Origin of the sequence: Streptomyces sp. NPDC059037, assembly GCF_042740015.1 — a bacterium.
Classification (GTDB): Bacteria; Actinomycetota; Actinomycetes; order Streptomycetales; family Streptomycetaceae; genus Streptomyces.
This window is the reverse complement of sequence record NZ_JBHYIG010000158.1, coordinates 1-22,250: the sequence shown is the minus strand read 5'-3', so window position 1 is coordinate 22,250 and position 22,250 is coordinate 1. Positions and strand designations below refer to the sequence as shown.

Here is a 22,250-nt window from a genome sequence, read left to right as displayed (position 1 = left end):
CCCGCCGGCGCGGCCGGCGCCCGCGCCCGCCGCCCACCCTCACGTCCCGCTACATCTCGCCCAGCGTGACGTCGACGGTCTTCTCGTCGCCGTCCCGTACGTACGTCACCTCCGTCTTGTCGCCCGGCTGCTGCCCGGCGAGTGCCTCGGAGAGCGAGGTGATCGTGGTGATGTCGGCATCGCCCACCTTGGTGATGATGTCGCCGGTCTCGATGCCGGCGTCGGCCGCCGCACCGTCCCGCTGCTCCTCGACCACGGCGACGCCCGCGGGCCGGTAGTCGTCGCCGAGCACGGTCCGCCCCGTGATGCCGAGCGCGGCCCGGCCCGAGTCGGTGACCCTGCCGTCCTTGATGATCTGGTCGGCGACCGTCTTCACCATCGAGGAAGGGATCGCGAACCCGATGCCGGGCGCCGCGCTGTCGCCCATGTCCGGGTCGGTCGCGGCGAGCGTCGGGATGCCGATGACCTCGCTGTCGAGATTGACCAGGGCGCCGCCGCTGTTGCCCGGGTTGATCGCCGCGGATGTCTGCACCATGTTGGCGATGGTGGCGCCGGTACCCCCGCCCGAACTGCCCTCGCTGACGGTCCGGCCGGTGGCGGAGACGATGCCCTGCGTGACGCTGGACGAAAGACCCAGCGGCGAACCCATGGCGAGCACGATCTGCCCGACCTCGGCCTTGTTGGAGTTCCCGAACTTCGCGGCCTTGAGCCCGCTCGGCACGTCGTCGAGCTTGATGACGGCGAGGTCCTGCTCCGGGTACGCGGCGACGAGCTCGGCGCCGAGCGTCAGCTCGCCGGTGGCCGTCGTCACCTTGAAGGTCTGCTCCTTGCCCACGACATGGGCGTTGGTGACGATGTGCCCCTTGCCGTCGTAGACGATGCCGGAGCCGAGGCTGTCGGAGGCCTCGATCTGCACGACGGACGGCAGGACGTCCGCGATGACCTGCTGGTAGTCCTCCTGCAGATCGTTCGCGGCGGCGGGCGCGGCCTGCGTGGTGGACTCACCGGAGTCCCCGGAGCCGGAGCTTGAGCAGCCGCCGAGAAGGAGACCCGCGGCGAGGGCGGCGGCGCCGGCGACACGACGGGTACGCGAGACATTCATGCCCTGAGTGTCGCGTTTGCCCCTGTATGTTGCTTCGAGATGCGGGGCAATCGGGTGGGTGGGCGGGAGAAATCCGCCGCGACGCGGCGGCTCAGTCTTCTAGTCCCGCACCCCACAGAGGTGCAACAGCGCAGCGACCCGCCGATACGGGTCAGTACGCCCGGCCCGCTCCTCGGCGGCGAGCAGCGCGGACAGCTCCGCCTCCGCGGGCACCGCCGCATCATCCGCCGCCGTATCGGTGAAGACCCGCACCCCGTACCAGGCATGCAACGGCGCCGCGATCCCGGCGAGGGACGCCACCACCGCGTCGAGCCGATCCGCCCGCGCCTCGATGCCGATCCGGTTCCGGTACGACGTCGAGTCGAACGCGGCCAGCGCCCCCGCCCAGTCACCGGCCAGGCCCGGCCGCATGGCCAGCGCGTCCGCGTTCCGCACGAGCAACGAAAGCAGTCCGCCGGGCGCCAGCATCCGGGCAAGCCCCGCGAGCAACGCGTCCGGCTCCTCGACGTACATCAGCACGCCATGGCACAGCACGACATCGAAGCTGCCCGGCAGGAAGTGCACCCCGGTCTCGTGCCCGTCGCCCTCGACGATCCGCACCCTCCCGCGGATGCCCTCGGGCTCCGCGTCGAGCGCCGCACGCGCCGCGGCGACCATCGCCGGATCCTGCTCGACGCCCGTCACCTTGTGACCGGCACGCGCGAGCCGCAGCGCCTGCGTGCCCTGGCCCATGCCCACGTCGAGCACCCGCAGCCGCTGCCCCACGGGGAAGCGCCCTGCTATCTGCTCGTCGAGCTGCCGGGACACCAGCTCCTGGCGTACGGCATTGCGCAGACCGCCCAGCTTCTGAAGCCAGGCGGCCGCCCCGCCGGCGAAACCGCTCAGGGCCGCTCTCCGCGCTTGACCTGCGGCTTGGGCAGACGCAGTCGGCGCATCTGGAGCGTACGCATCAGGGCGTAGGCGACGGCGCCCTTCTTGCTCTCGTCGGGGAAGCGCTCGGCAAGGCGCTTCTTCAGCCGGAACGCGGTGGTGACCGAGTCCACGATGATCAGGACGATCACGAAGAGCCAGAGCAGCAGCGCGATGTTCTGCAGCTGCGGGATCCGGACCATGCTCAGTACGAGGATGATCACGGCCAGCGGCAGGAAGAACTCGGCGATGCAGAACCGCGAGTCCACGAAGTCACGGGCGAACCTGCGCACCGGACCCTTGTCGCGGGCGGGCAGATAGCGCTCGTCACCGCTGGCAAGCGCCTGGCGCTGCTTGTCCATCTGGACGCGGCGCTCGTTGCGCTGCCGCTTCGCCGCCTCCTTGCGCGTCACAGGCGTGTTGGCCACGCTGCGGCGCTGGGTCTGGGCCTCACTGCGCTTGGGCGTGGGGCGGCCCTTCGGGGCCTCGGGGTCACGGGGCTGCTGGGAGTCGGTCACCGGGGCCTTGCTCGCCGGGGCCTTCTCGTCCTTGGATCGGCTACGGAACACAAAACCCAAGGGTACGGGGTGCGGACGTGTGGACCCCAGTCCGATGGGGAACGATCCGGCAACACCGCGCGTCTTGATTATGTGTCTACGGGGACGTTCGGTGTAGTTTGCATGCGCTTTGTGGGCGGATCACAGGGGTGCACCTACTCCCTACGCCGGAGCGCGGCGGGACGCAGTCGTCCTTGGGGATGAGCGCATCCGCACGCGAACAGTGCGGTAATGGATGCAGGGCCCGTACTGTGGGTTCTGTTGCAGTACCTGGAGCTGAGAAGTCCGTCAGAAGGGGGCGCGCGAAGCCCATGAGCGGTGTCATGAAGCGTATGGGGATGATCTTCCGCGCGAAGGCGAACAAGGCCCTTGACCGGGCCGAGGACCCGCGCGAAACCCTCGATTACTCCTACCAGAAGCAGCTGGAGCTGCTGCAGAAGGTGCGCCGTGGAGTCGCCGACGTGGCGACGTCCCGCAAGCGCCTTGAGCTGCAGCTGAGCCAGCTCCAGAAGCAGTCGTCGACCCTGGAGGACCAGGGTCGCAAGGCGCTCGCGCTCGGCCGCGAGGACCTGGCCCGTGAGGCCCTGTCCCGCCGTGCCGCGCTCCAGCAGCAGGTGACGGACCTGGAGACCCAGCACCAGACGCTCCAGGGCGAGGAGGAGAAGCTCACCCTCGCGGCGCAGCGACTCCAGGCCAAGGTCGACGCCTTCCGTACGAAGAAGGAGACGATCAAGGCCACGTACACCGCCGCGCAGGCGCAGACCCGGATCGGCGAGGCCTTCTCCGGCATCTCCGAGGAGATGGGCGACGTCGGCATGGCCATCCAGCGTGCCGAGGACAAGACCGCGCAGCTCCAGGCGCGGGCCGGCGCGATCGACGAGCTGCTCGCCTCCGGTGCCCTCGACGACTCCTCCGGTCTTGCCAAGGACGACATCCAGTCCGAGCTGGATCGCCTCTCCGGTGGTACTGATGTAGAGCTGGAACTGCAGCGCATGAAGGCGGAACTGGCCGGCGGCTCGACGCCGAAGCAGGCCATCGAGCCGGGTCAGGGACAGCCCCAGGCCCAGCAGCCGCAGGACACTCCGCGCTTCGACAAGCAGTAGCCCTGCGCATACCGCTCACGTCCGAGGAGGGCGACATGATCGTACGGATCATGGGGGAGGGGCAGGTGAAGCTGGCGGACAGCCACTTCACCGAACTGAACAAGCTGGACGACGAGCTGCTCGCCGAGATGGAGAGCGGCGACGAGTCCGGCTTCCGCAGGACGCTGGCCGCGCTCCTCGACAAGGTCCGGGAGCTGGGCGAGCCCCTCCCGGACGACGCGCTGGAACCCTCGGAACTGATCCTCCCCGCCGAGGACGCGACGCTGGACGAGGTCCGCCAGATGCTGAACGACGACGGCTTGATCCCTGGCTGAGGGCCCCTCCGGGGGTGGCGCGGACTCCCCCCCCGCACCGAGAACCGCCGCTCCGCGCCGGCCCTTCCCCACCCACCCGCCCGATCACCCGGCGGCCCGGACAATCCCCCGCCCCGCGCCGCCCGGTCACCTGGCAACTCCGACGTCCCGCCCGCCCGCCCGATTGCTCGGCGGGGCTGGGCAATCCCCGCCCGGCCGTCCCGATTACCTGGCAGCTCGGGCCATGCTCCGCGCCGCCAGCCGGTCACCTGGCATCTCCGACGTCCCACCCGCCCGCCCGATTGCTCGCGGGGCTGGGCAATCCCCGCCCGGCCGTCCCGGTCACCTGGCAGCTCGGGCCATGCTCCGCCCCGCCAGCCGGTCACCTGGCATCTCCGACGTCCCACCCGCCCGCCCGATTGCTCGCGGGGCTGGGCAATCCGCGCCCGGGCGTCCCGGTCGCCTGGCAGCTCGGGCCATGCTCCGCCCCGTCGGCCGGTCACCTGGCATCTCCGACGTCCCACCCGCCCTCCCGCCCGATTGCTCGGCGGGGCTGGGCAATCCCCGCCCGGCCGTCCCGATCGCCTGGCAACTCCGGTCTCTCTCCCGCCGGCTCGATTGCTCGGATGGTCGGGGCATTTCTCTGTTGCGCTGGGCTGGCTAGTCGGTAGCTCCGGTCTTCCGCCTACCCCACCGGATTCCCCCGCTGCTTGGGCAATTCTCCGGTCCGCCGGCCCGATAGCCGGGTGGCTCCGGTCTTCGGCCCGCCCGCCGGTTGCTCGGGAGCTTGGGAGCTGGGGAGCTTGGGGTGATTCTTCGGTCCGTTGGTCCGGGTGCTAGGCAGCTCTGGCCTCCGCCCCCCGGCCCGCCCGGTTGCTCGGGAGCTCAGGGTGAATCTCTGGTCCGCCAGCCCGTTGATCCGGTGGCTCCGGTCTCTCGTCCTGCCCGTCCGATTCCCTCGCAGTTCGGGTAACTCTCCCGGCCCGCCCATACGATCACCCCGCAGCTCCGGGTAATCGGGTGGGTGGGTGGGGGAAAACGCCGCGAAGCGGCGGAACGGCTCCCGGGAGTCGGCCCCGGGGCACGGAAAGTGGGGCGAGCCGGCAGAGCGGTCCCGGCAGCCCGCAGGGCCCCGTACCGTTTAAGGCGTGACGACTCTTGTGCGGGGCCGCTGTTGGGCCAAGGCGCATCCCTTGGCGGTGGACGGCGCCCTCGCGGCGGCGGTTCTCGTCTGCATGGTCATCGGGTCGCTCGTCGAGCCGTACCGGCACGACGGAGGACCCAGCTGGGGCACCCGCACCCCGGCCACCCTGAACGTGATCCTGATGATCCTCGGCGCCGCGGCGCTGATCTTCCGCCGCCGCGACCCCTGGCTCGTACTCGCCGCGACCTGCGCCGTCTCCGTCATCGATCTCGTCACCGGCGAGTACCGCGGCGCCGTCGTCATGAGCGCCGTCGTCGCCCTCTACACCGTCGCCGCCACCACCAACCGCCCCACCACCTGGCGCATCGGCCTGATCACCATGACGGGCCTCACCGGAGTGGCGATGGTCGCGGGCCCCCTGCCCTGGTACGCCCAGGAGAACCTCGGCATCTTCGCCTGGACCGGCATGGCCTCCGCCGCGGGCGACGCGGTCCGCAGCCGCCGCGCCTTCGTCGACGCCATAAGGGAGCGCGCCGAGCGGGCGGAACGGACCCGCGAGGAAGAGGCCCGGCGACGCGTCGCCGAGGAGCGCCTGCGCATCGCCCGCGATCTGCACGATGTCGTCGCGCATCACATCGCCCTGGTCAATGTGCAGGCCGGAGTCGCCGCCCACGTCATGGACAAGCGGCCGGACCAGGCGAAGGAAGCCCTCTCCCACGTGCGCGACGCCAGCCGCTCCGCGCTCAACGAACTGCGCGCCACCGTCGGCCTGTTGCGGCAGTCCGGCGACCCCGAGGCCCCCACCGAACCGGCCCCCGGCCTCGCCCACCTCGACGACCTCGTCGACACCTTCCGGCACGCGGGACTCCCCGTGGAGGTGACCCGCGGCGACGCGGCCACGGAGCTGCCGGCCGGAGCCGACCTGGCCGCCTACCGCATCATCCAGGAGGCCCTCACCAACGTACAGAAGCACGCGGGCACGGGCGCCAAGGCCGAGGTCAGCGTCGTCCGCGTAGGACCGAACATCGAGGTCACGATCCTCGACGACGGCCCGGGAGAGAGCACCGAGCCCCAGGACGACGAGAACAACGGCGGTGGGCACGGCCTGATCGGCATGCGTGAACGGGTCAGCGCGCTCAGCGGCCGCTGCACCGCGGGCCCCCGCTACGGCGGCGGTTTCCGCGTCCATGCGATCCTGCCCGTCACGGCAAAGCCGGTCAGTCCGGCAGAGGGAGGGACCACCGCGTGACGATCCGGGTGCTGCTCGCCGACGACCAGGCACTGCTGCGCAGCGCGTTCAAGGTGCTCGTGAACTCCGAGCCCGACATGGAGGTCGTCGCCGAGGCGTCGGACGGCGCGGAGGCCGTCGAGCTCGCCAAGGCGCGGGCCGCCGACGTGGTCCTGATGGACATCCGGATGCCCGGCACGGACGGTCTCGCCGCCACCCGGCTGATCAGCGCCGACCCCGATCTCGCCCACGTACGCGTGGTGATGCTGACGACCTTCGAGGTCGATGAGTATGTCGTGCAGTCGTTGCGTGCGGGTGCCTCCGGATTCCTCGGCAAGGGGGCCGAGCCGGACGAGCTGCTCGGCGCGATCCGCATCGCGGCGGCCGGCGACGCACTGCTCTCCCCGGCGGCGACCAAGGGCCTGATCGCCAAGTTCCTCGCACAGGGCGACGGTTCCGACGGTGACGGCGTCGGCGGCGCGCGCGGCGAGCGGCTCGACGCGCTCACCGGGCGCGAGCGCGAGGTCCTCGTCCAGGTCGCCGGAGGGCACTCGAACGACGAGATCGCCGAGCGGCTCGAGGTCAGCCCGCTCACCGTGAAGACCCATGTGAACCGCGCGATGGCGAAGCTCGGCGCCCGTGACCGGGCACAACTCGTCGTCATCGCCTACGAATCGGGCCTGGTACGTCCAAGGGTGGAGTGAGCCGGAGCGCTGTGTACTGCGCCCGCAGTAGGCGGCGTATAAGAACGGGACCCGGGAGTGACGGTTCCCGCCCTGGACATGGCAGATCGTGTAGGGGGCACCGGTCGGGCGATGGCCTGTCGGTGCCCGTTCCTGCGCAGTACGCCACAGAGAGAGACCACCATGTCCTGGCTGTCCCGATTCAGCCTGGCCCAACGGGCCCTGATCGGGCTGATATCGATCGTCGCGCTCGTCTTCGGCGCCATCGCGATCCCTCAGCTCAAGCAGCAGCTGCTGCCCTCCATCGAACTTCCGATGGTGTCCGTCCTGGCCCCGTACCAGGGTGCGTCCCCCGATGTGGTCGAAAAGCAGGTCGTCGAACCGCTCGAGTCCTCCATCGACGCGGTCGACGGGATTACCGGGATCACCTCCACGGCGAGCGAGGGCAACGCCGTGATCATGGCCCAGTTCGACTACGGCAACGGCTCCAAGCAGCTCGTCGCCGATGTCCAGCAGGCCGTGAACCGCGCCGGGGCCGAACTCCCCGACGACGTCGACCCGCAGGTCATCGCCGGTTCCACGGATGACATCCCGACCGTGGTCCTCTCCGTCACCTCCGACAAGGACCAGCAGGCGCTCTCCGACCAGCTCGACCGCACCGTCGTCCCCGCCATGGAGGACATCGACGGCGTCGGCCAGGTCACCGTCGACGGCGTGCGCGACCTCCAGGTCGACGTCACCCCCGACGACAAGAAGCTGGCCAAGGCGGGCCTGACCCCGGCCGCGCTCGGCCAGGCGCTCCAGGCGGGCGGCGCCACGCTCCCCGCGGGCTCCTTCGACGAGGACGGCAAGAACCGCACCATCCAGGTCGGCGGCGGCTTCACCTCCCTGAAGCAGATCCAGGACCTGATGGTCACGCCCGAGGCCAAGCCGGGGGAGCGCCCCGGCAAGCCGGTCCGCCTCGGCGACCTCGCCACGGTCGAGCAGCAGCCGGCGGACGCCACGTCCATCACGCGCACCAACGGCAGGCCAAGCCTCGCCGTCGCGATCACCATGGACCAGGACGGCAGCGCCGTCGCCATCTCCGACGCGGTCAAGGACAAGCTGCCCGACCTCCGCAAGGACCTCGGCGCGGGCTCCGACCTGACCGTGGCGAGCGACCAGGGCCCGGCCGTCTCCAAGTCCATCGACGGTCTCACCACCGAGGGCGCGCTCGGCCTGGTCTTCGCGGTCATCGTCATCCTGGTCTTCCTGGCGTCGATCCGCTCGACGCTGGTCACCGCGGTCTCCATCCCGCTCTCGGTCGTCCTGGCCCTGATCGTCCTGTGGACCCGCGACCTCTCCCTCAACATGCTCACGCTCGGCGCGCTGACCATCGCGATCGGCCGCGTCGTCGACGACTCGATCGTGGTCCTGGAGAACATCAAGCGCCATCTCGGATACGGCGAGGAGCGCGAGGCCGCGATCATCAAGGCGGTCAAGGAGGTCGCGGGCGCCGTGACATCCTCGACCCTGACGACCGTCGCGGTGTTCCTCCCCATCGGCCTGGTCGGCGGCATGGTGGGCGAGCTCTTCGGCTCGTTCTCGCTGACGGTGACGGCGGCGCTCCTGGCGTCCCTGCTCGTCTCGCTGACCGTCGTCCCGGTTCTCTCGTACTGGTTCCTGCGCGCCCCCAAGGACGTGCGCGGCGCCGACCCGGAGGAGGCCCGCCGCAAGGCCGAGGAGAAGGAGGCGAAGAGCAGGCTCCAGCGCGTCTACGTCCCCGTCCTGCGGTTCGCGACCCGTCGCCGCTTCACCAGCCTCGCCGTCGCGATCGTGATCCTCGTCGGTACGTTCGGCATGGCGCCGCTCCTGAAGACCAACTTCTTCGACCAGGGCGAGCAGGAAGTCCTGACGATCAAGCAGGAGCTGAAGCCGGGCACCAGCCTCGCGGCGTCCAATGCCTCGGCCAAGAAGGTCGAGAAGATGCTGGACGGCCTCGACGAGATCAAGGACTACCAGGTCACCGTCGGCAGCTCCGGCTTCATGGCTGCCTTCGGCGGCGGCACGGACACCAACCAGGCCTCGTACACCCTGACGCTCAAGGACAAGTCCTCGTACGACAAGACCCAGGACCTGGTCGAGGAGGAGCTCGGCAAGCTCTCCGGCATCGGCCAGACGTCCATCGCGGCCGGTGACGGCTTCGGCAGCCAGGACCTGAGCGTGGTGGTCAAGGCCGCCGACGCGGACGTGCTGCGCAAGGCGTCCGACGAGGTGCGCGCCGAGGTCGCGAAGATCGACGACGTCACGGACGTCCAGAGCGACCTCTCGCAGAGCATCCCGCGCATCTCGGTCAAGGCCAACTCCAAGGCGGCGGCGGCCGGTTTCAACGACACGACCCTCGGCCAGGCCGTCGCCCAGGCGGTCCGCGGCACGCAGAGCGGCAAGGCGATCCTGGACGACACCGAGCGTGACGTGGTGGTGAAGTCGGCGAAGCCGGCGAAGACCCTCGCCGAGCTGCGGGCGCTGAACCTCGGCACGGTGAAGCTGGGCGACATCGCCGACGTGAAGCTGGTCGACGGACCGGTCTCGATGACCCGCATCGACGGCGCGCGCGCCGCGACGATCACGGCGAAGCCGACCGGTGAGAACACCGGCGCGGTCAGCGCGGACCTCACCAAGAAGCTCGACGCGCTGAACCTGCCGGAGGGCGCCACGGCGTCCATCGGCGGTGTCTCCGAGGACCAGGACGAGGCGTTCGCCTCGCTGGGGCTCGCGATGCTCGCCGCGATCGCGATCGTCTTCATGCTGCTGGTGGCAACCTTCCGGTCCCTTGCCCAGCCGCTGATCCTGCTGGTCTCGATCCCGTTCGCGGCCACGGGCGCGATCGGTCTGCTGATCGCCACGGACACCCCGATGGGCGTCCCGGCGATGATCGGCATGCTGATGCTGATCGGCATCGTGGTCACCAACGCGATCGTCCTGATCGACCTGATCAACCAGTACCGCAAGCAGGGTCACGGCGTCGTCGAGGCAGTCATCGAGGGCGGCCGCCACCGCCTCCGCCCGATCCTCATGACGGCCCTGGCGACGATCTTCGCTCTCCTCCCCATGGCCCTGGGCATCACGGGCGAGGGCGGCTTCATCGCCCAGCCGCTCGCGGTGGTGGTGATCGGCGGCCTGATCACCTCGACCCTCCTCACCCTCCTCCTCGTCCCGACGCTGTACGCGATGCTGGAGCTCCGCAAGGAGCGGCGCCGCGCGAAGCGCGAGGCGAAGCGGGCGAAGAAGGCGGGCGTCCCGCCTCAGGCCGCCCCCGATGCGGGCGACCCGGAGCCGGCTCAGGTGTAGTTCTCTGCCTGCGGGCCGGTGGGGGCTGATCGCGCAGTTCCCCGCGCCCCTGACGGGGCACGATCCCGCCGGCCCCCCGTTGTGGGCAGGCGTTCCGCACGGCGAGTGGGGTCTCCCCTGCTCGAGCGAAGCCGAGAGCTTGGGGAAGGGTGGGCACAACGCACCACTGCGGGACCAGCGCTAACCAAGGCGTCCAGCACCGCTGACGACGGGGTGCTCCTCTGACAGAGGGGCACCCCGTCCGCGTACGCCCACTGCAAGTGCCAGCACCGCAGCCCCGCTGCACAGCGTCATCCCCACAAACAGCGGCACCGCAGTGGAATCCCCACCGAGCCCCACCAGCGGCGCGACGACCGCGCCCAGCGCACTCTGCGCGGTACCGAGCAGCGCAGACCCCACCCCGGAGGCGTAAGGCACACGCTCCAGCGCCAGCGCCGCCGCGTTGGCCACGACGAGCCCCAGCCCGCCGCACACCACCGCCAGCAGCCCCAGGCACACCAAGGCCGAAAGAAGCCCGGCCACCGTCAGGACCAGCAGCACGGCAGACCCGCCGAGCATCGCCAACAGGCCACCCCGCAGCAGCGCTTCGGGAGCGACCCGCCCGACGAGGCGGGCCCCCACCGCACTGGAGACCGTCGCGACCACGGCCCCGCCCGAGAAGGCGACGGACGACGCCCCGACCCCCATCCCCAGCACGTTCTGCAGCAGGAACGGCGACCCGGCGATGTAGCAGAACAGCATCCCGAACCCGAAGGTGAAGGCAAGCGTGTAGCCCACGTACGCCCGGTCGCCCACGACCTCGCGGACCGAAGCCGCCACCTCCCGCATCCCGCCCTCGTGCCGCCGCTCCTTCGGCAGGCTCTCCGGTACGCCGACCACCACCGCCAGCGTCACGAGCAGCGACACCCCGGCGAGCACCCAGAACACGCTCCGCCACCCCGCGGCCCCGATCACCGCGCCGCCGGCCAGCGGGGCGATGATCGGCGCGATCCCGGCCAGCGTCATGAGCACCCCGAACAGCCGTGCCGCGGCGGCCCCTTGAACCCGGTCGGCGACCACGGCCCGGCTGATCACGACCCCCGCCGCCCCGCTGAACCCGGTCACGAACCGCAGCGCGACCAGCCACCCCAGCGAGGGCGCGACGGCACACAGCGCGGTCCCCACGGTGCACACGGCTGCGCCCGCGAGCAGCGGCGCCCGTCGGCCGTGGCGGTCGGACAGCGGCCCGAAGACGAGATGCCCGAGCGTCATCCCGACGAGGAAAGCGGTCAGCGTGAGCTGCACCCCGGAGGCGTCGGTGTGCAGTTCCTCGGCCATCCGCGGAAAGGCAGGTAGGTACATGTCAGTTGATAGCGGACCGATGAACGAGAGCAGCGCGAGCGCGGCGGTGAGCAAGGGCATGGCTGAGAACCCCCCGGGGCAAGTTAGAGATAGTTATATATCTATAGGTGACGCTAGCATGGGAGCGTGACCGAGCAGAGGAACGCGCAGCGGAACGTGAAGGACGACGAGGCCGACCGCAGGCTCGTCCAGCACGCCAGGGAGCTGACCCCCGCGCTGTACGCGCTCTCACGGGTCCTGCGCTTCCAGGGCATGGAGGAGGCGGGGCTGTGGCGACTGCCGCCGTCGGAGCTGGAGTTGATGCGCTACGTCCACGCGGAACCGGGCGTGACGGTGAGCGTCCTGGCCCGCGAACTGGGCCTGCACGCCAGCAATGTGAGCGCCACGGTCCGGGGTCTGGTCAACCAAGGACTGCTGGAGCGCGAGAAGGACCCGAACGACGGCCGGGTGGTGCGCCTGAAGCCGACCCTCAAGGCGGAGCAGGGCATGGCCCTGATCGAGAACGCCTGGGCGGAGATCTTCGCCGACGCGCTCGCCACGCTCTCCGGCGAGCAGCGGGCGGCGCTTGTCGCGTCCGTACCGGCCCTGGAGGCGCTGGGTACGGCGCTGAAGGAGCGGCGCAGAGCGACGTAGGAACCGTAAGACGCCGTAAGGGGCGCCCGCAACGGCGGACGCCCCTTACGTACGAGAACAGGACAGGACTACGGAAGCGCCAGCATCCGCTCCAGGGCCAGCTTCGCGAACTGCTCGGTCTCGCGGTCGACCTCGATCTGGTTGACGAGGTTCCCCTCGGCGAGCGACTCCAGCGCCCAGACCAGGTGCGGCAGGTCGATCCGGTTCATGGTCGAGCAGAAGCAGACCGTCTTGTCGAGGAAGACGATCTCCTTGTCCTCGGCGGCGAACCGGTTGGCCAGGCGGCGTACGAGGTTCAGCTCGGTCCCGATGGCCCACTTGGAGCCGGCAGGCGCCGCCTCCAGGGTCTTGATGATGTGCTCGGTCGACCCGACGTAATCGGCCGCGGCCACCACCTCGTGCTTGCACTCCGGGTGCACCAGGACGTTCACGCCGGGAATCCGCGCCCGCACGTCCTCGACCGACTCCAGCGAGAAGCGCCCGTGCACCGAGCAGTGCCCGCGCCACAGGATCATCTTCGCGTCGCGCAGCTGCTCGACGGTCAGGCCGCCGTTCGGCTTGTGCGGGTTGTAGACCACGCAGTCGTCGAGCGAGAAGCCCATGTCGCGCACGGCGGTGTTCCGGCCCAGGTGCTGGTCGGGCAGGAACAGGACCTTCTCGCCCTGCTCGTAGGCCCACTCAAGCGCGCGCTTGGCATTGGACGACGTACAGATCGTGCCGCCGTGCTTGCCGGTGAAGGCCTTGATGTCGGCGGAGGAGTTCATGTACGAGACGGGCACGACCTGCTCGGCTATCCCGGCCTCGGTCAGCGCGTCCCAGCACTCCGCGACCTGCTCGGCCGTGGCCATGTCGGCCATCGAGCAGCCCGCGGCCAGGTCGGGAAGCACGACCTTCTGGTCGTCGGTGGTCAGGATGTCCGCCGACTCGGCCATGAAGTGCACGCCGCAGAAGACGATGTACTCCGCCTCGGGCTTGGCGGCCGCGTCCTTGGCCAGCTTGAAGGAGTCGCCGGTGACATCCGCGAACTGGATGACCTCGTCGCGCTGGTAGTGGTGGCCGAGTACGAAGACCTTGTCCCCGAGCTTCTCCTTGGCGGCGCGGGCGCGCTCGACCAGGTCGGGGTCGGAGGGCGACGGCAGATCGCCGGGGCACTCCACACCGCGCTCGCTCTTGGGGTCGGCTTCGCGGCCGAGCAGCAGCAGGGCAAGCGGTGTGGGCTGAACATCGAGGTCCACGAGGGCCACGCGGGACTGGGCGGTGGTCACGACACGCACCCTTTCTCTTCTGCAGACGAGCCTTTTCGTCTAATTGACGTTATCTATCATAACCGCTTCACGTCAGTTTGACGATGGCCATAGTGTCGATGTGACGCGTTCGCCTTTCACGGGCCGGTGCTCCGCGGGATGTCATGTGCGAGCATGAAGGGACAGACAGCCGAGAGACACAGCACTCGGCCCGGAATGAATCCGCGGCCCCGACGGTTGCAACTGTCGGCAAGCAGTCTCCGTACAACCCGGGAGAGAAGCAGATGTCCGTATCGGACGAGACCACCACCGTGAGCGACGGCATCCTCCTGTCCGACGCCGCCGCGGCCAAGGTCAAGGGCCTTCTTGAGCAGGAGGGCCGGGACGACCTGGCGCTGCGCGTCGCCGTTCAGCCCGGTGGCTGCTCCGGCCTGCGCTACCAGCTGTTCTTCGACGAGCGCACGCTCGACGGCGACGTCGTCAAGGACTTCGACGGCGTGAAGGTCGTGACCGACCGGATGAGCGCTCCCTACCTGGGCGGCGCCTCCATCGACTTCGTCGACACCATCGAGAAGCAGGGCTTCACGATCGACAACCCGAACGCCACCGGCTCCTGCGCCTGCGGCGACTCCTTCAGCTAAATCCGTACGCCGGGCCGTTCTTTCCGGTCCCGTACGCCGAAGGCGGCCCCCCGAGATCTCGGGGGGCCGCCTTCGTGTGCTGGCTGCGGCTCAGTCCCTTACTTCTGCGGCACCGTCTTGCCGCCCGCCGCGTCCACGACCTTCCGGTCGCCGAGCGGCTCGTCCAGGGTCACGGTCTGCGTGAACTCCTTGGCGATCATGATGCAGACCTCGCCCTTCTTCCGGGTCTCGGTCACCTTCACGCGCACACTGTCCTTGGACTCGTCGGCCGACGCCGAGTAGTCACTGCAGGCGCCGCCCCAGAAGTGCAGCGTCAGCGACTTGCCGTCCGCGCTGTAGGACTCGACGCGCAGCGTCGGGTCCGGGTTCGTGCCCGGCTTCTCGGTGGGCGTCGGCGTGGGGCTCGGCGTGCTCGGCGAGGTCAGGAACTTCGGCTCCACCGCCGGGTGCGTCACGGTGAAACTGTCCTGCGCGCCCTGCGGCTTCACCTCGAAGAGCCAGGACGGCACGAGCGCCTGGCGCCCGTCCACGAACTGCACCGCGAGCCCGAACGTCGCGTCCTTCACGGTGATGGGCTGCGGCTTCGGGGGAGCGGACGAGGGCTCGCAGGGCGCCTGCGTCTTCGTGTCGTCCGCGCTCTGCTGACCGTTGCCCACAGCCGGCTGCTGCCCGTCGCCCGCCGCGTCCGGCACCGGCGTGGCGCATCCGCCGATGCCTACACGGCCATCGCCCCGGCCCGACTTGTTGAGCTGCTTCAGGGTCTCGTCGGCGCTCGTCACCGGATACGTCGCGCCCTTCTCCGGCGCCTTCAAGTGGCCGCTGCCGCCGACCACTTGGCCGTCCGAGCCGACCTGGATGCCGGTCGACCAGCCGTACGTCGGGAGGCCGCCCACCTTCGGGTCGGCGTTCACCACCCGTACGGCGCCCATGAGTTGGCGGGCGTCCAGCTTTGCGTCGTCCTGGCCGAGTGCCTTCAGGACCGGGGTGGCCGCCTTCTTCGCCGCGCCCTCACCGACCGCCTCGCCCGAGCCGTTCGGGGCGGTCGACGTCTCCGAACAGGGCTTGCCCTTCTGGCAGTTGTCGGTGCCGCCGGTGGCGTACTTGGTGAACGTCCAGGTGCCGGGGGCCTGCTTGCTCACCTGGAGCGAGGGCCCCGAGCCGTCCTTGGCCGGACCGATCCGCCAGGCCCCGTCCTGCGACGTGGGCTTGCCCTCGACGCCCAAGGCCTCGGCGAGCTCGGTCACTTGGTCCGCGCCGACCGTGCCCCGCGCGTGGTACACGGCCGCCGACTCCGGTCCGCCGGGCAGCTTGCCCTCGGCGCGGTACGCGGCGCCGTTCGGGTCGGGCTCGCCCGGGGCGATCCCTCCGGTGCCGCCGTCCCGGTCGCCGTCCGTGTATCCGTCGAGCGCGAGCGGCGGGGGAGTCCCGCCGTCTCCCGCGGGCGCGCCGCCATTGCTGCTGCCGCCGCTGCCGCCGGACGCCGTCGCGGCGAAGTAGGCGCCGCCGCCACCGACGAGCAGCACCGTGGCCGCCACCGACGCGACGGCAAGGCGGGAACGCCGCCGCTGCGGCTCGGCCGCGTCATGAACGGATCGCTCGGTGCTCACCGCATCGCTCCTTCGACTGCACTGCTGTCCCTCGGGACCCGTGCGTGGGTCTCGTTCGTATCCCGCATCCCCTTTACGGGGGACAGCGGTGGGACGCAGCGGGGGAGCGCACGGTTCCCTCCGTGCGCGCCGATGCCCCTGGAATCAGTCTCGGTCAGTCTCCGTACTCGGACATTCCGTCGATCAGCCGCGCGGACGCGGTCGGCACGGTGACTCCGTGGATCAGGGCGGGCGACACCGGGGCGGCGGCGGCCGCGGCGGGCGCCACCCAGTGCGGGGCCATGCGGGCGCAGTCGCCGCGCAACGTCTCCATGTTCTCCAGGGGCTCGTAGGGCAGCTCGACGGGACGCGTGGTGACGACATGCTTCGAGATAACGGCCATATACGCACCGTACGCATCTGAAGTCCTGCGAAAAAAGCCCTACTATCGGGTAGTTTTGCCTCTTCAGTGGGGGTGCCCTGACCCGGTAGCGTGAACCGTCAACCCCTCGCCTCTCCTCCACAGGAGTACTCAGCCGTGCGTATCGCAGTCACCGGCTCCATCGCCACCGACCACCTGATGACCTTCCCCGGCCGCTTCGCCGACCAGCTGGTCGCCGATCAGCTGCACACGGTCTCTCTCTCCTTCCTTGTCGACGCCCTCGACGTCCGCAGGGGAGGCGTCGCCGCCAACATCAGCTTCGGCATGGGACAGCTCGGTACCGACCCGATCCTGGTGGGTGCCGCGGGCTCCGACTTCGACGAGTACCGCGCCTGGCTCGACCGGCACGGCGTGGACACGGCCTCCGTACGCATCTCGGAGACCCTGCACACCGCGCGCTTCGTCTGCACCACGGACGCCGACCACAACCAGATCGGCTCCTTCTACACGGGCGCGATGAGCGAGGCCCGCCTCATCGAGCTGAAGACCGTCGCCGACCGCGTGGGCGGCCTCGACCTGGTCCTGATCGGCGCCGACGACCCCGAGGCGATGCTCCGCCACACCGAGGAGTGCCGCTCCCGCAAGATCCCGTTCGCCGCGGACTTCTCGCAGCAGATCGCGCGCATGGAGGGCGAGGAGATCCGCACCCTCCTCGACGGCGCCACGTACCTCTTCTCCAACGAGTACGAGAAGGGGCTCATCGAGTCCAAGACGGGCTGGACCGACGCCGAGATCCTCTCCCGGGTCGGCCACCGTGTGACCACCCTCGGCTCGCGCGGCGTCCGCATCGAGTCCGCCGGGCAGGACCCGATCGAGGTCGGCGTCGCCGAGGAAGAGGCGAAGGTCGAGCCGACCGGCGTCGGCGACGCGTTCCGCGCGGGCTTCCTTTCGGGCCTGGCCTGGGGCGTCTCGCACGAGCGCGCGGCGCAGGTCGGCTGCATGCTCGCCACCCTGGTCATCGAGACCGTCGGCACGCAGGAGTACGAGCTGCAGCGCAGCAACTTCATGGAGCGCTTCACCAAGGCGTACGGCCATGCCGCGGCCGCCGAGGTCCAGGCACACCTGGCCTAGTCACGAGCTCCGGCGGACCACATAGGCAGTGCCGTGGTCCGCCGGCTCCTCGCCCACGTACTCCTGCCCCCGCATCTCGCACCACGCCGGGATGTCGAGCCGGGCCGCCTCGTCGTCGGAGAGGACCGTGACGGTGCCGCCGACCGGCACGTCCCCGATGACCTTCGCGAGCTCGATGACGGGCAGCGGACAGCGCTTGCCGAGCGCGTCGACGACGAGAGAAGCGGATTCCGCGCGCTTCGTGGCTGCCACCGGCGCGCCCAGCTGCTCACGGACCCCGGCCACCACACCCGGCAGCACCTCCAGAAAATGCTCGACCTCTTCTTCCTGGGTCCCCCGTGGGAGTGACACCCGGACATTGCCCTCGCTGAGTACGCCCATGGCCTTCAGGACATGGCTCGGGGTCAGCGTCGAGCTGGTGCAGGACGATCCGGACGAGACCGAGAACCCGGCCCGGTCCAGCTCGTGCAGCACTGTCTCCCCGTCGACATAGAGACACGAGAACGTGACGAGATGGGGCAGGCGCCGCACCGGATCGCCCACCACCTCCACGTCCGGCACGAGCCCGGGCACCCGCGCCCGGATCCGCTCGGTCAGCTCCCGCAGCCGGGCCCCCTCCGCGGCGGCCTCGGCCCGCACGGCCCGCAGCGAGGCCGCGGCGGCGACCACCGCGGGGATGTTCTCGAAGCCGGCCGCCCGCCCCGACTCCCGCTCATCGGCGGGGCCTTGAGCGGCGAACCGCACTCCCTTGCGTACGACGAGAAGTCCCGCACCCGCGGGCCCGCCCCATTTGTGGGCACTCGCGGCAAGCAGCGACCAGTCCCCGTCGACAGGACCCCACGGCAGCGACTGCGCCGCGTCCACGAGCAGCGGCACCCCGGCGGCACGACATGCCGACGCGACCTCGGCCACCGGCTGTTCCGTGCCCACCTCGTGGTTGGCGGACTGCAGGCAGGCGAGGGCGGTGTCGGGGCGCAGCGCCCCGGCGTACGCCTCGGGGTCCACCGCACCGGCCCGGTCCACCCCCACCTCGGTGACCGTCCCGCCATCGGCCTCGTGCGCCGCGGCCGAATGGAGGACCGACGAGTGCTCGACCGCGGACACCACCAGATGCCGCCCGACACGCCGCCGCCCGGCGAGCGCCCCGGCGATCCCGGAGTGCACCGCACGGGTCCCGGACGAGGTGAAGGAGAGCTCGTCGGGGCGGCACCCGACCGCATCCGCGGCGGCCTCGCGCGCCGCGTCGAGCAACAGCCTGGCCCGCCGCCCCTCCCGATAGAGCCGCGCGGGATCGGCCCACCCCTCATCGAGCGAGGCCTGCAGCGCCTGCCGGGCAACGGGATGAAGGGGAGCGGAGGAGGCAGCATCGAAGTAGGACACACAGCAACGCTAAAGCGTGCGCCCGATGCAGCGCCCCGAAGGGGCGCGAGGAACTGCGCGACAAGCCCCAACGCACCCGCACCCGCGGACCGACAGATTCCGCCGAGCTGCTGGGCGCCGGACCCCCCGTCAGAAAGGGGCCGACGGAGGGGCGTCCCACCCTTCGGAGTGACCCGCGGCGCGTTAGGCACCCTCCCCGCGCGACCCCAAATAGCGTCCAGTAAGGTTTGGCCCGCATAAACATCCAAACCCCTGCCCGCCGCAGGGCGGCGACCGACGACCGAGAAGGCCGCACCCGACCGCGCGGGCCGAGACTCTCGGGAAGGCGCTACGTGAGTCCCAACGGCTCCGACCGCTCGTCGCGGCGCCCGATGCGGCGGAAGCTGCCGCAGGTGCTGACTGCGGGCCTGATCCTGGCGACCGCAACCGGTTGCACATACAAGGACTTCCCCCGCCTTGGTATGCCCACCCCCGTAACGGAAGAGGCTCCACGGATCCTCTCCCTCTGGCAGGGCTCGTGGGCGGCAGCGCTCGCCACGGGCGTGCTGGTCTGGGGTCTGATCCTGTGGAGTGTCATCTTCCACCGGCGCAGCCGCACCAAGGTGGAGGTACCTCCGCAGACGCGTTACAACATGCCGATCGAGACGCTGTACACGGTGGTCCCGCTCATCATCGTCTCGGTGCTCTTCTACTTCACGGCTCGCGATGAGTCGAAGCTCCTCAAGCTCGACGAGAAGCCCGCCCACACGATCAACGTGGTCGGCTACCAGTGGAGCTGGGGCTTCAACTACATCGAGGACGTGCCGGGTTCCAACAAGGGCGACGCCAAGACGTCCAAGGAGCTCGAGGCCATCCCGGACAAGTTCCGCAAGGCCTTCCCGGCGAACGCCGGCGGCGTCTACGAGGTCGGTACGCCCGGCGAGCGGAACCCGCAGAACGGCAACCCCGGCCCGACCCTCTGGCTCCCCAAGGGCGAGAAGGTCCGCTTCGTACTGACTTCGCGTGACGTCATCCACTCCTTCTGGGTGGTGCCGTTCCTCATGAAGCAGGACGTCATCCCGGGCCACACCAACGCCTTCGAGGTGACTCCCAACAGGGAGGGCACCTTCATGGGCAAGTGCGCCGAGCTCTGCGGTGTCGACCACTCCCGGATGCTCTTCAACGTGAAGGTCGTTTCCCCCGAGCGCTACCAGAAGCACCTCGAGGACCTCGCGAAGAAGAACCAGACCGGTTACATCCCGGCCGGCATCGAGCAGACGAGCCACGAGAAGAACCGGGAGACGAACAACCTGTGAGCATCCTCAACGAACCTCAGGGTGCCGCGGCAGCAGACGACTCGTACGAGAATGAGCTGCCGGTACGGCGCAAGCAGCCGGGCAACGTCGTCATCAAGTGGCTGACCACCACTGACCACAAGACGATCGGCACGCTCTATCTGGTCACGTCGTTCGCGTTCTTCTGCATCGGCGGTGTGATGGCGCTCTTCATGCGCGCCGAGCTCGCCCGCCCCGGCTCGCAGCTGATGTCGAACGAGCAGTTCAACCAGGCGTTCACGATGCACGGCACGATCATGCTGCTGATGTTCGCGACGCCGCTGTTCGCCGGATTCGCGAACTGGATCATGCCGCTGCAGATCGGCGCGCCCGACGTGGCGTTCCCGCGGCTGAACATGTTCGCGTACTGGCTGTACCTCTTCGGCTCGCTGATCGCGGTGGGCGGCTTCCTCACCCCGCAGGGTGCGGCCGACTTCGGCTGGTTCGCCTACTCCCCGCTGTCGGACGCCGTCCGCTCGCCGGGCATCGGCGCCGACATGTGGATCATGGGTCTGGCCTTCTCCGGCTTCGGCACGATCCTCGGCTCGGTCAACTTCATCACCACGATCATCTGCATGCGCGCTCCCGGCATGACGATGTTCCGGATGCCGATCTTCGTGTGGAACGTCCTGCTGACCGCCGTACTGGTCCTGCTGGCCTTCCCGGTCCTGGCCGCCGCGCTGTTCGCCCTGGAGGCGGACCGCAAGTTCGGTGCCCATATCTTCGACGCCTCAAATGGCGGCGCGCTGCTATGGCAACACCTCTTCTGGTTCTTCGGCCATCCAGAGGTGTACATCATCGCGTTGCCATTCTTCGGAATCATTTCCGAGGTCATCCCGGTCTTCTCCCGGAAGCCGATGTTCGGCTACATGGGCCTGATCGGCGCGACGATCGCGATCGCGGGTCTCTCCGTGACCGTGTGGGCGCACCACATGTACGTCACCGGTGGCGTGCTCCTGCCGTTCTTCTCCTTCATGACGTTCCTGATCGCCGTGCCAACAGGCGTGAAGTTCTTCAACTGGATCGGAACGATGTGGAAGGGCTCACTGAGTTTCGAGACACCGATGCTCTGGGCCGTCGGCTTCCTGATCACCTTCACCTTCGGTGGTCTGACCGGCGTCATCCTGGCCTCGCCGCCGATGGACTTCCACGTCTCCGACTCGTACTTCGTGGTCGCGCACTTCCACTACGTCGTCTTCGGCACCGTGGTCTTCGCGATGTTCTCCGGATTCCACTTCTGGTGGCCGAAGTTCACCGGCAAGATGCTCGACGAGCGCCTCGGCAAGATCACGTTCTGGACGCTGTTCGTGGGCTTCCACGGCACGTTCCTGGTGCAGCACTGGCTGGGTGCCGAGGGAATGCCGCGTCGTTACGCGGACTACCTCGCCGCCGACGGCTTCACCGCGCTGAACACGATCTCGACGATCTGCTCGTTCCTGCTCGGTCTGTCGATCCTGCCGTTCTTCTACAACATCTGGAAGACGGCCAAGTACGGCAAGAAGATCGAGGTCGACGACCCGTGGGGCTACGGCCGTTCGCTGGAGTGGGCGACGTCCTGCCCGCCGCCGCGGCACAACTTCCTCACGCTGCCGCGCATTCGCTCGGAATCCCCGGCGTTCGACCTGCACCACCCGGAGATCGCGGCGCTCGACCAGCTTGAGCACGCAGGCCACGGTGCCAGCGCCATCGCGGGCAGCAAGGAGGCCGGCAAGTGAAGATCCAGGGCAAGATGTTCATCTGGCTGAGCGTCTTCGTGCTCGCCATGGCGATCGTCTACGGCTGGTGGTCCAAGGAGCCGGCCGGTACGACCGCGCTCTTCCTGGCCTTCGGCCTGTGCATCATGATCGGCTACTACCTGGCCTTCACGGCCCGGCGTGTCGACGCGGCCGCACAGGACAACAAGGAGGCCGAGGTAGCGGACGAGGCCGGCGAGGTGGGCTTCTTCAGCCCGCACAGCTGGCAGCCGCTCTCCCTGGCCGTCGGTGGTGCGCTCGCCTTCATGGGCGTCGTCTTCGGCTGGTGGCTGCTGTACTTCTCGACCCCGATCATCCTGATCGGCCTCTTCGGCTGGGTCTTCGAGTACTACCGCGGCGAGAACCAGACCCAGTGAGTCTGTAGTTCACACCCGCACCGAGGGGGCGGGGGGGGGGGCGCGCCCGTGGTCGGCTGGACGACGCCCAGCCGAGCGGGGGCGGACCAGACTCTCAACCTCGGACCGCGGTCTGAGGAGGTCGGATATCCGAGAGGAAG

19 protein-coding genes are annotated in these 22,250 nt (G+C 69.6%); 11 read left to right on the top strand and 8 right to left on the bottom strand.

Going from position 1 to position 22,250, the window contains the following annotated elements; translation table 11 throughout:
- Positions 1-49: 49 nt before the first annotated feature.
- The 3 genes from ACFWY6_RS28075 to ACFWY6_RS28065 form a co-directional block, all read right to left on the bottom strand.
- A complete protein-coding gene (locus ACFWY6_RS28075) occupies positions 50-1,102 on the bottom strand; it encodes a S1C family serine protease (RefSeq protein WP_384695831.1) in 1,053 nt (350 codons plus the stop codon).
- A gap of 99 nt (positions 1,103-1,201) precedes the next feature.
- Positions 1,202-1,909, bottom strand: coding sequence for a class I SAM-dependent methyltransferase (locus ACFWY6_RS28070; RefSeq protein WP_384695828.1), 708 nt, complete (start codon positions 1,907-1,909; stop codon positions 1,202-1,204).
- A 74-nt stretch (positions 1,910-1,983) separates the two neighbouring features.
- Positions 1,984-2,658, bottom strand: a complete 675-nt coding sequence (locus ACFWY6_RS28065; RefSeq protein WP_384695834.1) for a DUF3043 domain-containing protein — start codon at positions 2,656-2,658, stop codon at positions 1,984-1,986.
- Between the two features lie 221 nt (positions 2,659-2,879).
- On the opposite strand from ACFWY6_RS28065, the gene ACFWY6_RS28060 reads away from it, so the two are divergent.
- The 5 genes from ACFWY6_RS28060 to ACFWY6_RS28040 all read left to right on the top strand — a co-directional run bounded on the left by ACFWY6_RS28060 (position 2,880) and on the right by ACFWY6_RS28040 (position 10,349).
- Positions 2,880-3,671 (top strand): PspA/IM30 family protein, encoded by a 792-nt coding sequence (locus tag ACFWY6_RS28060; RefSeq protein ID WP_266867823.1) that lies wholly within the window; start codon positions 2,880-2,882, stop codon positions 3,669-3,671.
- 35 nt (positions 3,672-3,706) lie between these two features.
- Positions 3,707-3,985, top strand: a complete 279-nt coding sequence (locus tag ACFWY6_RS28055) for a hypothetical protein (protein WP_384695825.1) — start codon at positions 3,707-3,709, stop codon at positions 3,983-3,985.
- Between the two features lie 1,127 nt (positions 3,986-5,112).
- Positions 5,113-6,357 (top strand): sensor histidine kinase, encoded by a 1,245-nt coding sequence (locus tag ACFWY6_RS28050; protein ID WP_384695822.1) that lies wholly within the window; start codon positions 5,113-5,115, stop codon positions 6,355-6,357.
- Entirely contained in the window at positions 6,354-7,040 is a 687-nt protein-coding gene (locus ACFWY6_RS28045; protein WP_384695818.1) for a response regulator, read from the top strand. Before ACFWY6_RS28050 ends, ACFWY6_RS28045 begins: the two co-directional genes overlap by 4 nt.
- A gap of 162 nt (positions 7,041-7,202) precedes the next feature.
- Positions 7,203-10,349, top strand: a complete 3,147-nt coding sequence (locus ACFWY6_RS28040) for an efflux RND transporter permease subunit (RefSeq protein WP_384695815.1) — start codon at positions 7,203-7,205, stop codon at positions 10,347-10,349.
- 180 nt (positions 10,350-10,529) lie between these two features.
- On the opposite strand, the gene ACFWY6_RS28035 is transcribed toward ACFWY6_RS28040, so the two are convergent.
- On the bottom strand, positions 10,530-11,750 hold the full coding sequence (locus tag ACFWY6_RS28035; RefSeq protein ID WP_384695812.1) for a multidrug effflux MFS transporter: 1,221 nt from the start codon (positions 11,748-11,750) through the stop codon (positions 10,530-10,532).
- A gap of 66 nt (positions 11,751-11,816) precedes the next feature.
- On the opposite strand from ACFWY6_RS28035, the gene ACFWY6_RS28030 reads away from it, so the two are divergent.
- Positions 11,817-12,323 carry a MarR family winged helix-turn-helix transcriptional regulator gene (locus ACFWY6_RS28030; protein WP_384695810.1) on the top strand — a complete coding sequence of 169 codons (507 nt, stop codon included), beginning with the start codon at positions 11,817-11,819 and terminating at the stop codon, positions 12,321-12,323.
- Between the two features lie 68 nt (positions 12,324-12,391).
- Here the strand turns inward: ACFWY6_RS28030 and nadA are convergent, their stop codons facing one another.
- Positions 12,392-13,597, bottom strand: a complete 1,206-nt coding sequence (nadA, locus tag ACFWY6_RS28025; RefSeq protein ID WP_384695807.1) for a quinolinate synthase NadA — start codon at positions 13,595-13,597, stop codon at positions 12,392-12,394.
- Between the two features lie 254 nt (positions 13,598-13,851).
- Between nadA and ACFWY6_RS28020 the strand changes: the two genes are divergently transcribed.
- Positions 13,852-14,208: an iron-sulfur cluster assembly accessory protein gene (locus tag ACFWY6_RS28020; protein ID WP_030786960.1), complete on the top strand. Its 357-nt coding sequence runs from the start codon at positions 13,852-13,854 to the stop codon at positions 14,206-14,208.
- Positions 14,209-14,306: 98 nt separating this feature from the next.
- On the opposite strand, the gene ACFWY6_RS28015 is transcribed toward ACFWY6_RS28020, so the two are convergent.
- Positions 14,307-15,815, bottom strand: coding sequence for a hypothetical protein (locus ACFWY6_RS28015; protein ID WP_384695804.1), 1,509 nt, complete (start codon positions 15,813-15,815; stop codon positions 14,307-14,309).
- A 154-nt stretch (positions 15,816-15,969) separates the two neighbouring features.
- A complete protein-coding gene (locus ACFWY6_RS28010) occupies positions 15,970-16,197 on the bottom strand; it encodes a hypothetical protein (RefSeq protein WP_384695837.1) in 228 nt (75 codons plus the stop codon).
- Between the two features lie 135 nt (positions 16,198-16,332).
- Here ACFWY6_RS28010 and ACFWY6_RS28005 point away from each other — a divergent pair, with 135 nt between their 5' ends.
- The gene (locus ACFWY6_RS28005; RefSeq protein ID WP_384695801.1) at positions 16,333-17,307 is read left to right on the top strand and encodes a carbohydrate kinase family protein; all 975 of its coding nucleotides are present in this window, start codon (positions 16,333-16,335) and stop codon (positions 17,305-17,307) included.
- Here the strand turns inward: ACFWY6_RS28005 and ACFWY6_RS28000 are convergent, their stop codons facing one another.
- Positions 17,308-18,687: a cysteine desulfurase/sulfurtransferase TusA family protein gene (locus tag ACFWY6_RS28000; protein ID WP_384695798.1), complete on the bottom strand. Its 1,380-nt coding sequence runs from the start codon at positions 18,685-18,687 to the stop codon at positions 17,308-17,310.
- A 332-nt stretch (positions 18,688-19,019) separates the two neighbouring features.
- Between ACFWY6_RS28000 and coxB the strand changes: the two genes are divergently transcribed.
- The 3 genes from coxB to ACFWY6_RS27985 are packed head-to-tail and all read left to right on the top strand — an operon-like array spanning position 19,020 to position 22,110.
- Positions 19,020-19,982: a cytochrome c oxidase subunit II gene (coxB, locus tag ACFWY6_RS27995; RefSeq protein WP_384695796.1), complete on the top strand. Its 963-nt coding sequence runs from the start codon at positions 19,020-19,022 to the stop codon at positions 19,980-19,982.
- Positions 19,979-21,715, top strand: coding sequence for a cytochrome c oxidase subunit I (gene ctaD / locus ACFWY6_RS27990; protein ID WP_360763135.1), 1,737 nt, complete (start codon positions 19,979-19,981; stop codon positions 21,713-21,715). Before coxB ends, ctaD begins: the two co-directional genes overlap by 4 nt.
- On the top strand, positions 21,712-22,110 hold the full coding sequence (locus ACFWY6_RS27985) for a cytochrome c oxidase subunit 4 (protein ID WP_384695794.1): 399 nt from the start codon (positions 21,712-21,714) through the stop codon (positions 22,108-22,110). Before ctaD ends, ACFWY6_RS27985 begins: the two co-directional genes overlap by 4 nt.
- Positions 22,111-22,250: the final 140 nt, after the last annotated feature.

Bases quoted from the DNA above. Each gene is read 5' to 3' on its own strand.
- ACFWY6_RS28060 (WP_266867823.1), top strand. From the start codon at position 2,880: ATGAGCGGTGTCATGAAGCGTATGGGGATGATCTTCCGCGCGAAGGCG.
- ACFWY6_RS28055 (WP_384695825.1), top strand. From the start codon at position 3,707: ATGATCGTACGGATCATGGGGGAGGGGCAGGTGAAGCTGGCGGACAGC.
- ACFWY6_RS28010 (WP_384695837.1), bottom strand. From the start codon at position 16,197: ATGGCCGTTATCTCGAAGCATGTCGTCACCACGCGTCCCGTCGAGCTG.
- ACFWY6_RS28040 (WP_384695815.1), top strand. From the start codon at position 7,203: ATGTCCTGGCTGTCCCGATTCAGCCTGGCCCAACGGGCCCTGATCGGG.
- ACFWY6_RS28035 (WP_384695812.1), bottom strand. From the start codon at position 11,750: ATGCCCTTGCTCACCGCCGCGCTCGCGCTGCTCTCGTTCATCGGTCCG.
- ACFWY6_RS28075 (WP_384695831.1), bottom strand. From the start codon at position 1,102: ATGAATGTCTCGCGTACCCGTCGTGTCGCCGGCGCCGCCGCCCTCGCC.
- ACFWY6_RS28020 (WP_030786960.1), top strand. From the start codon at position 13,852: ATGTCCGTATCGGACGAGACCACCACCGTGAGCGACGGCATCCTCCTG.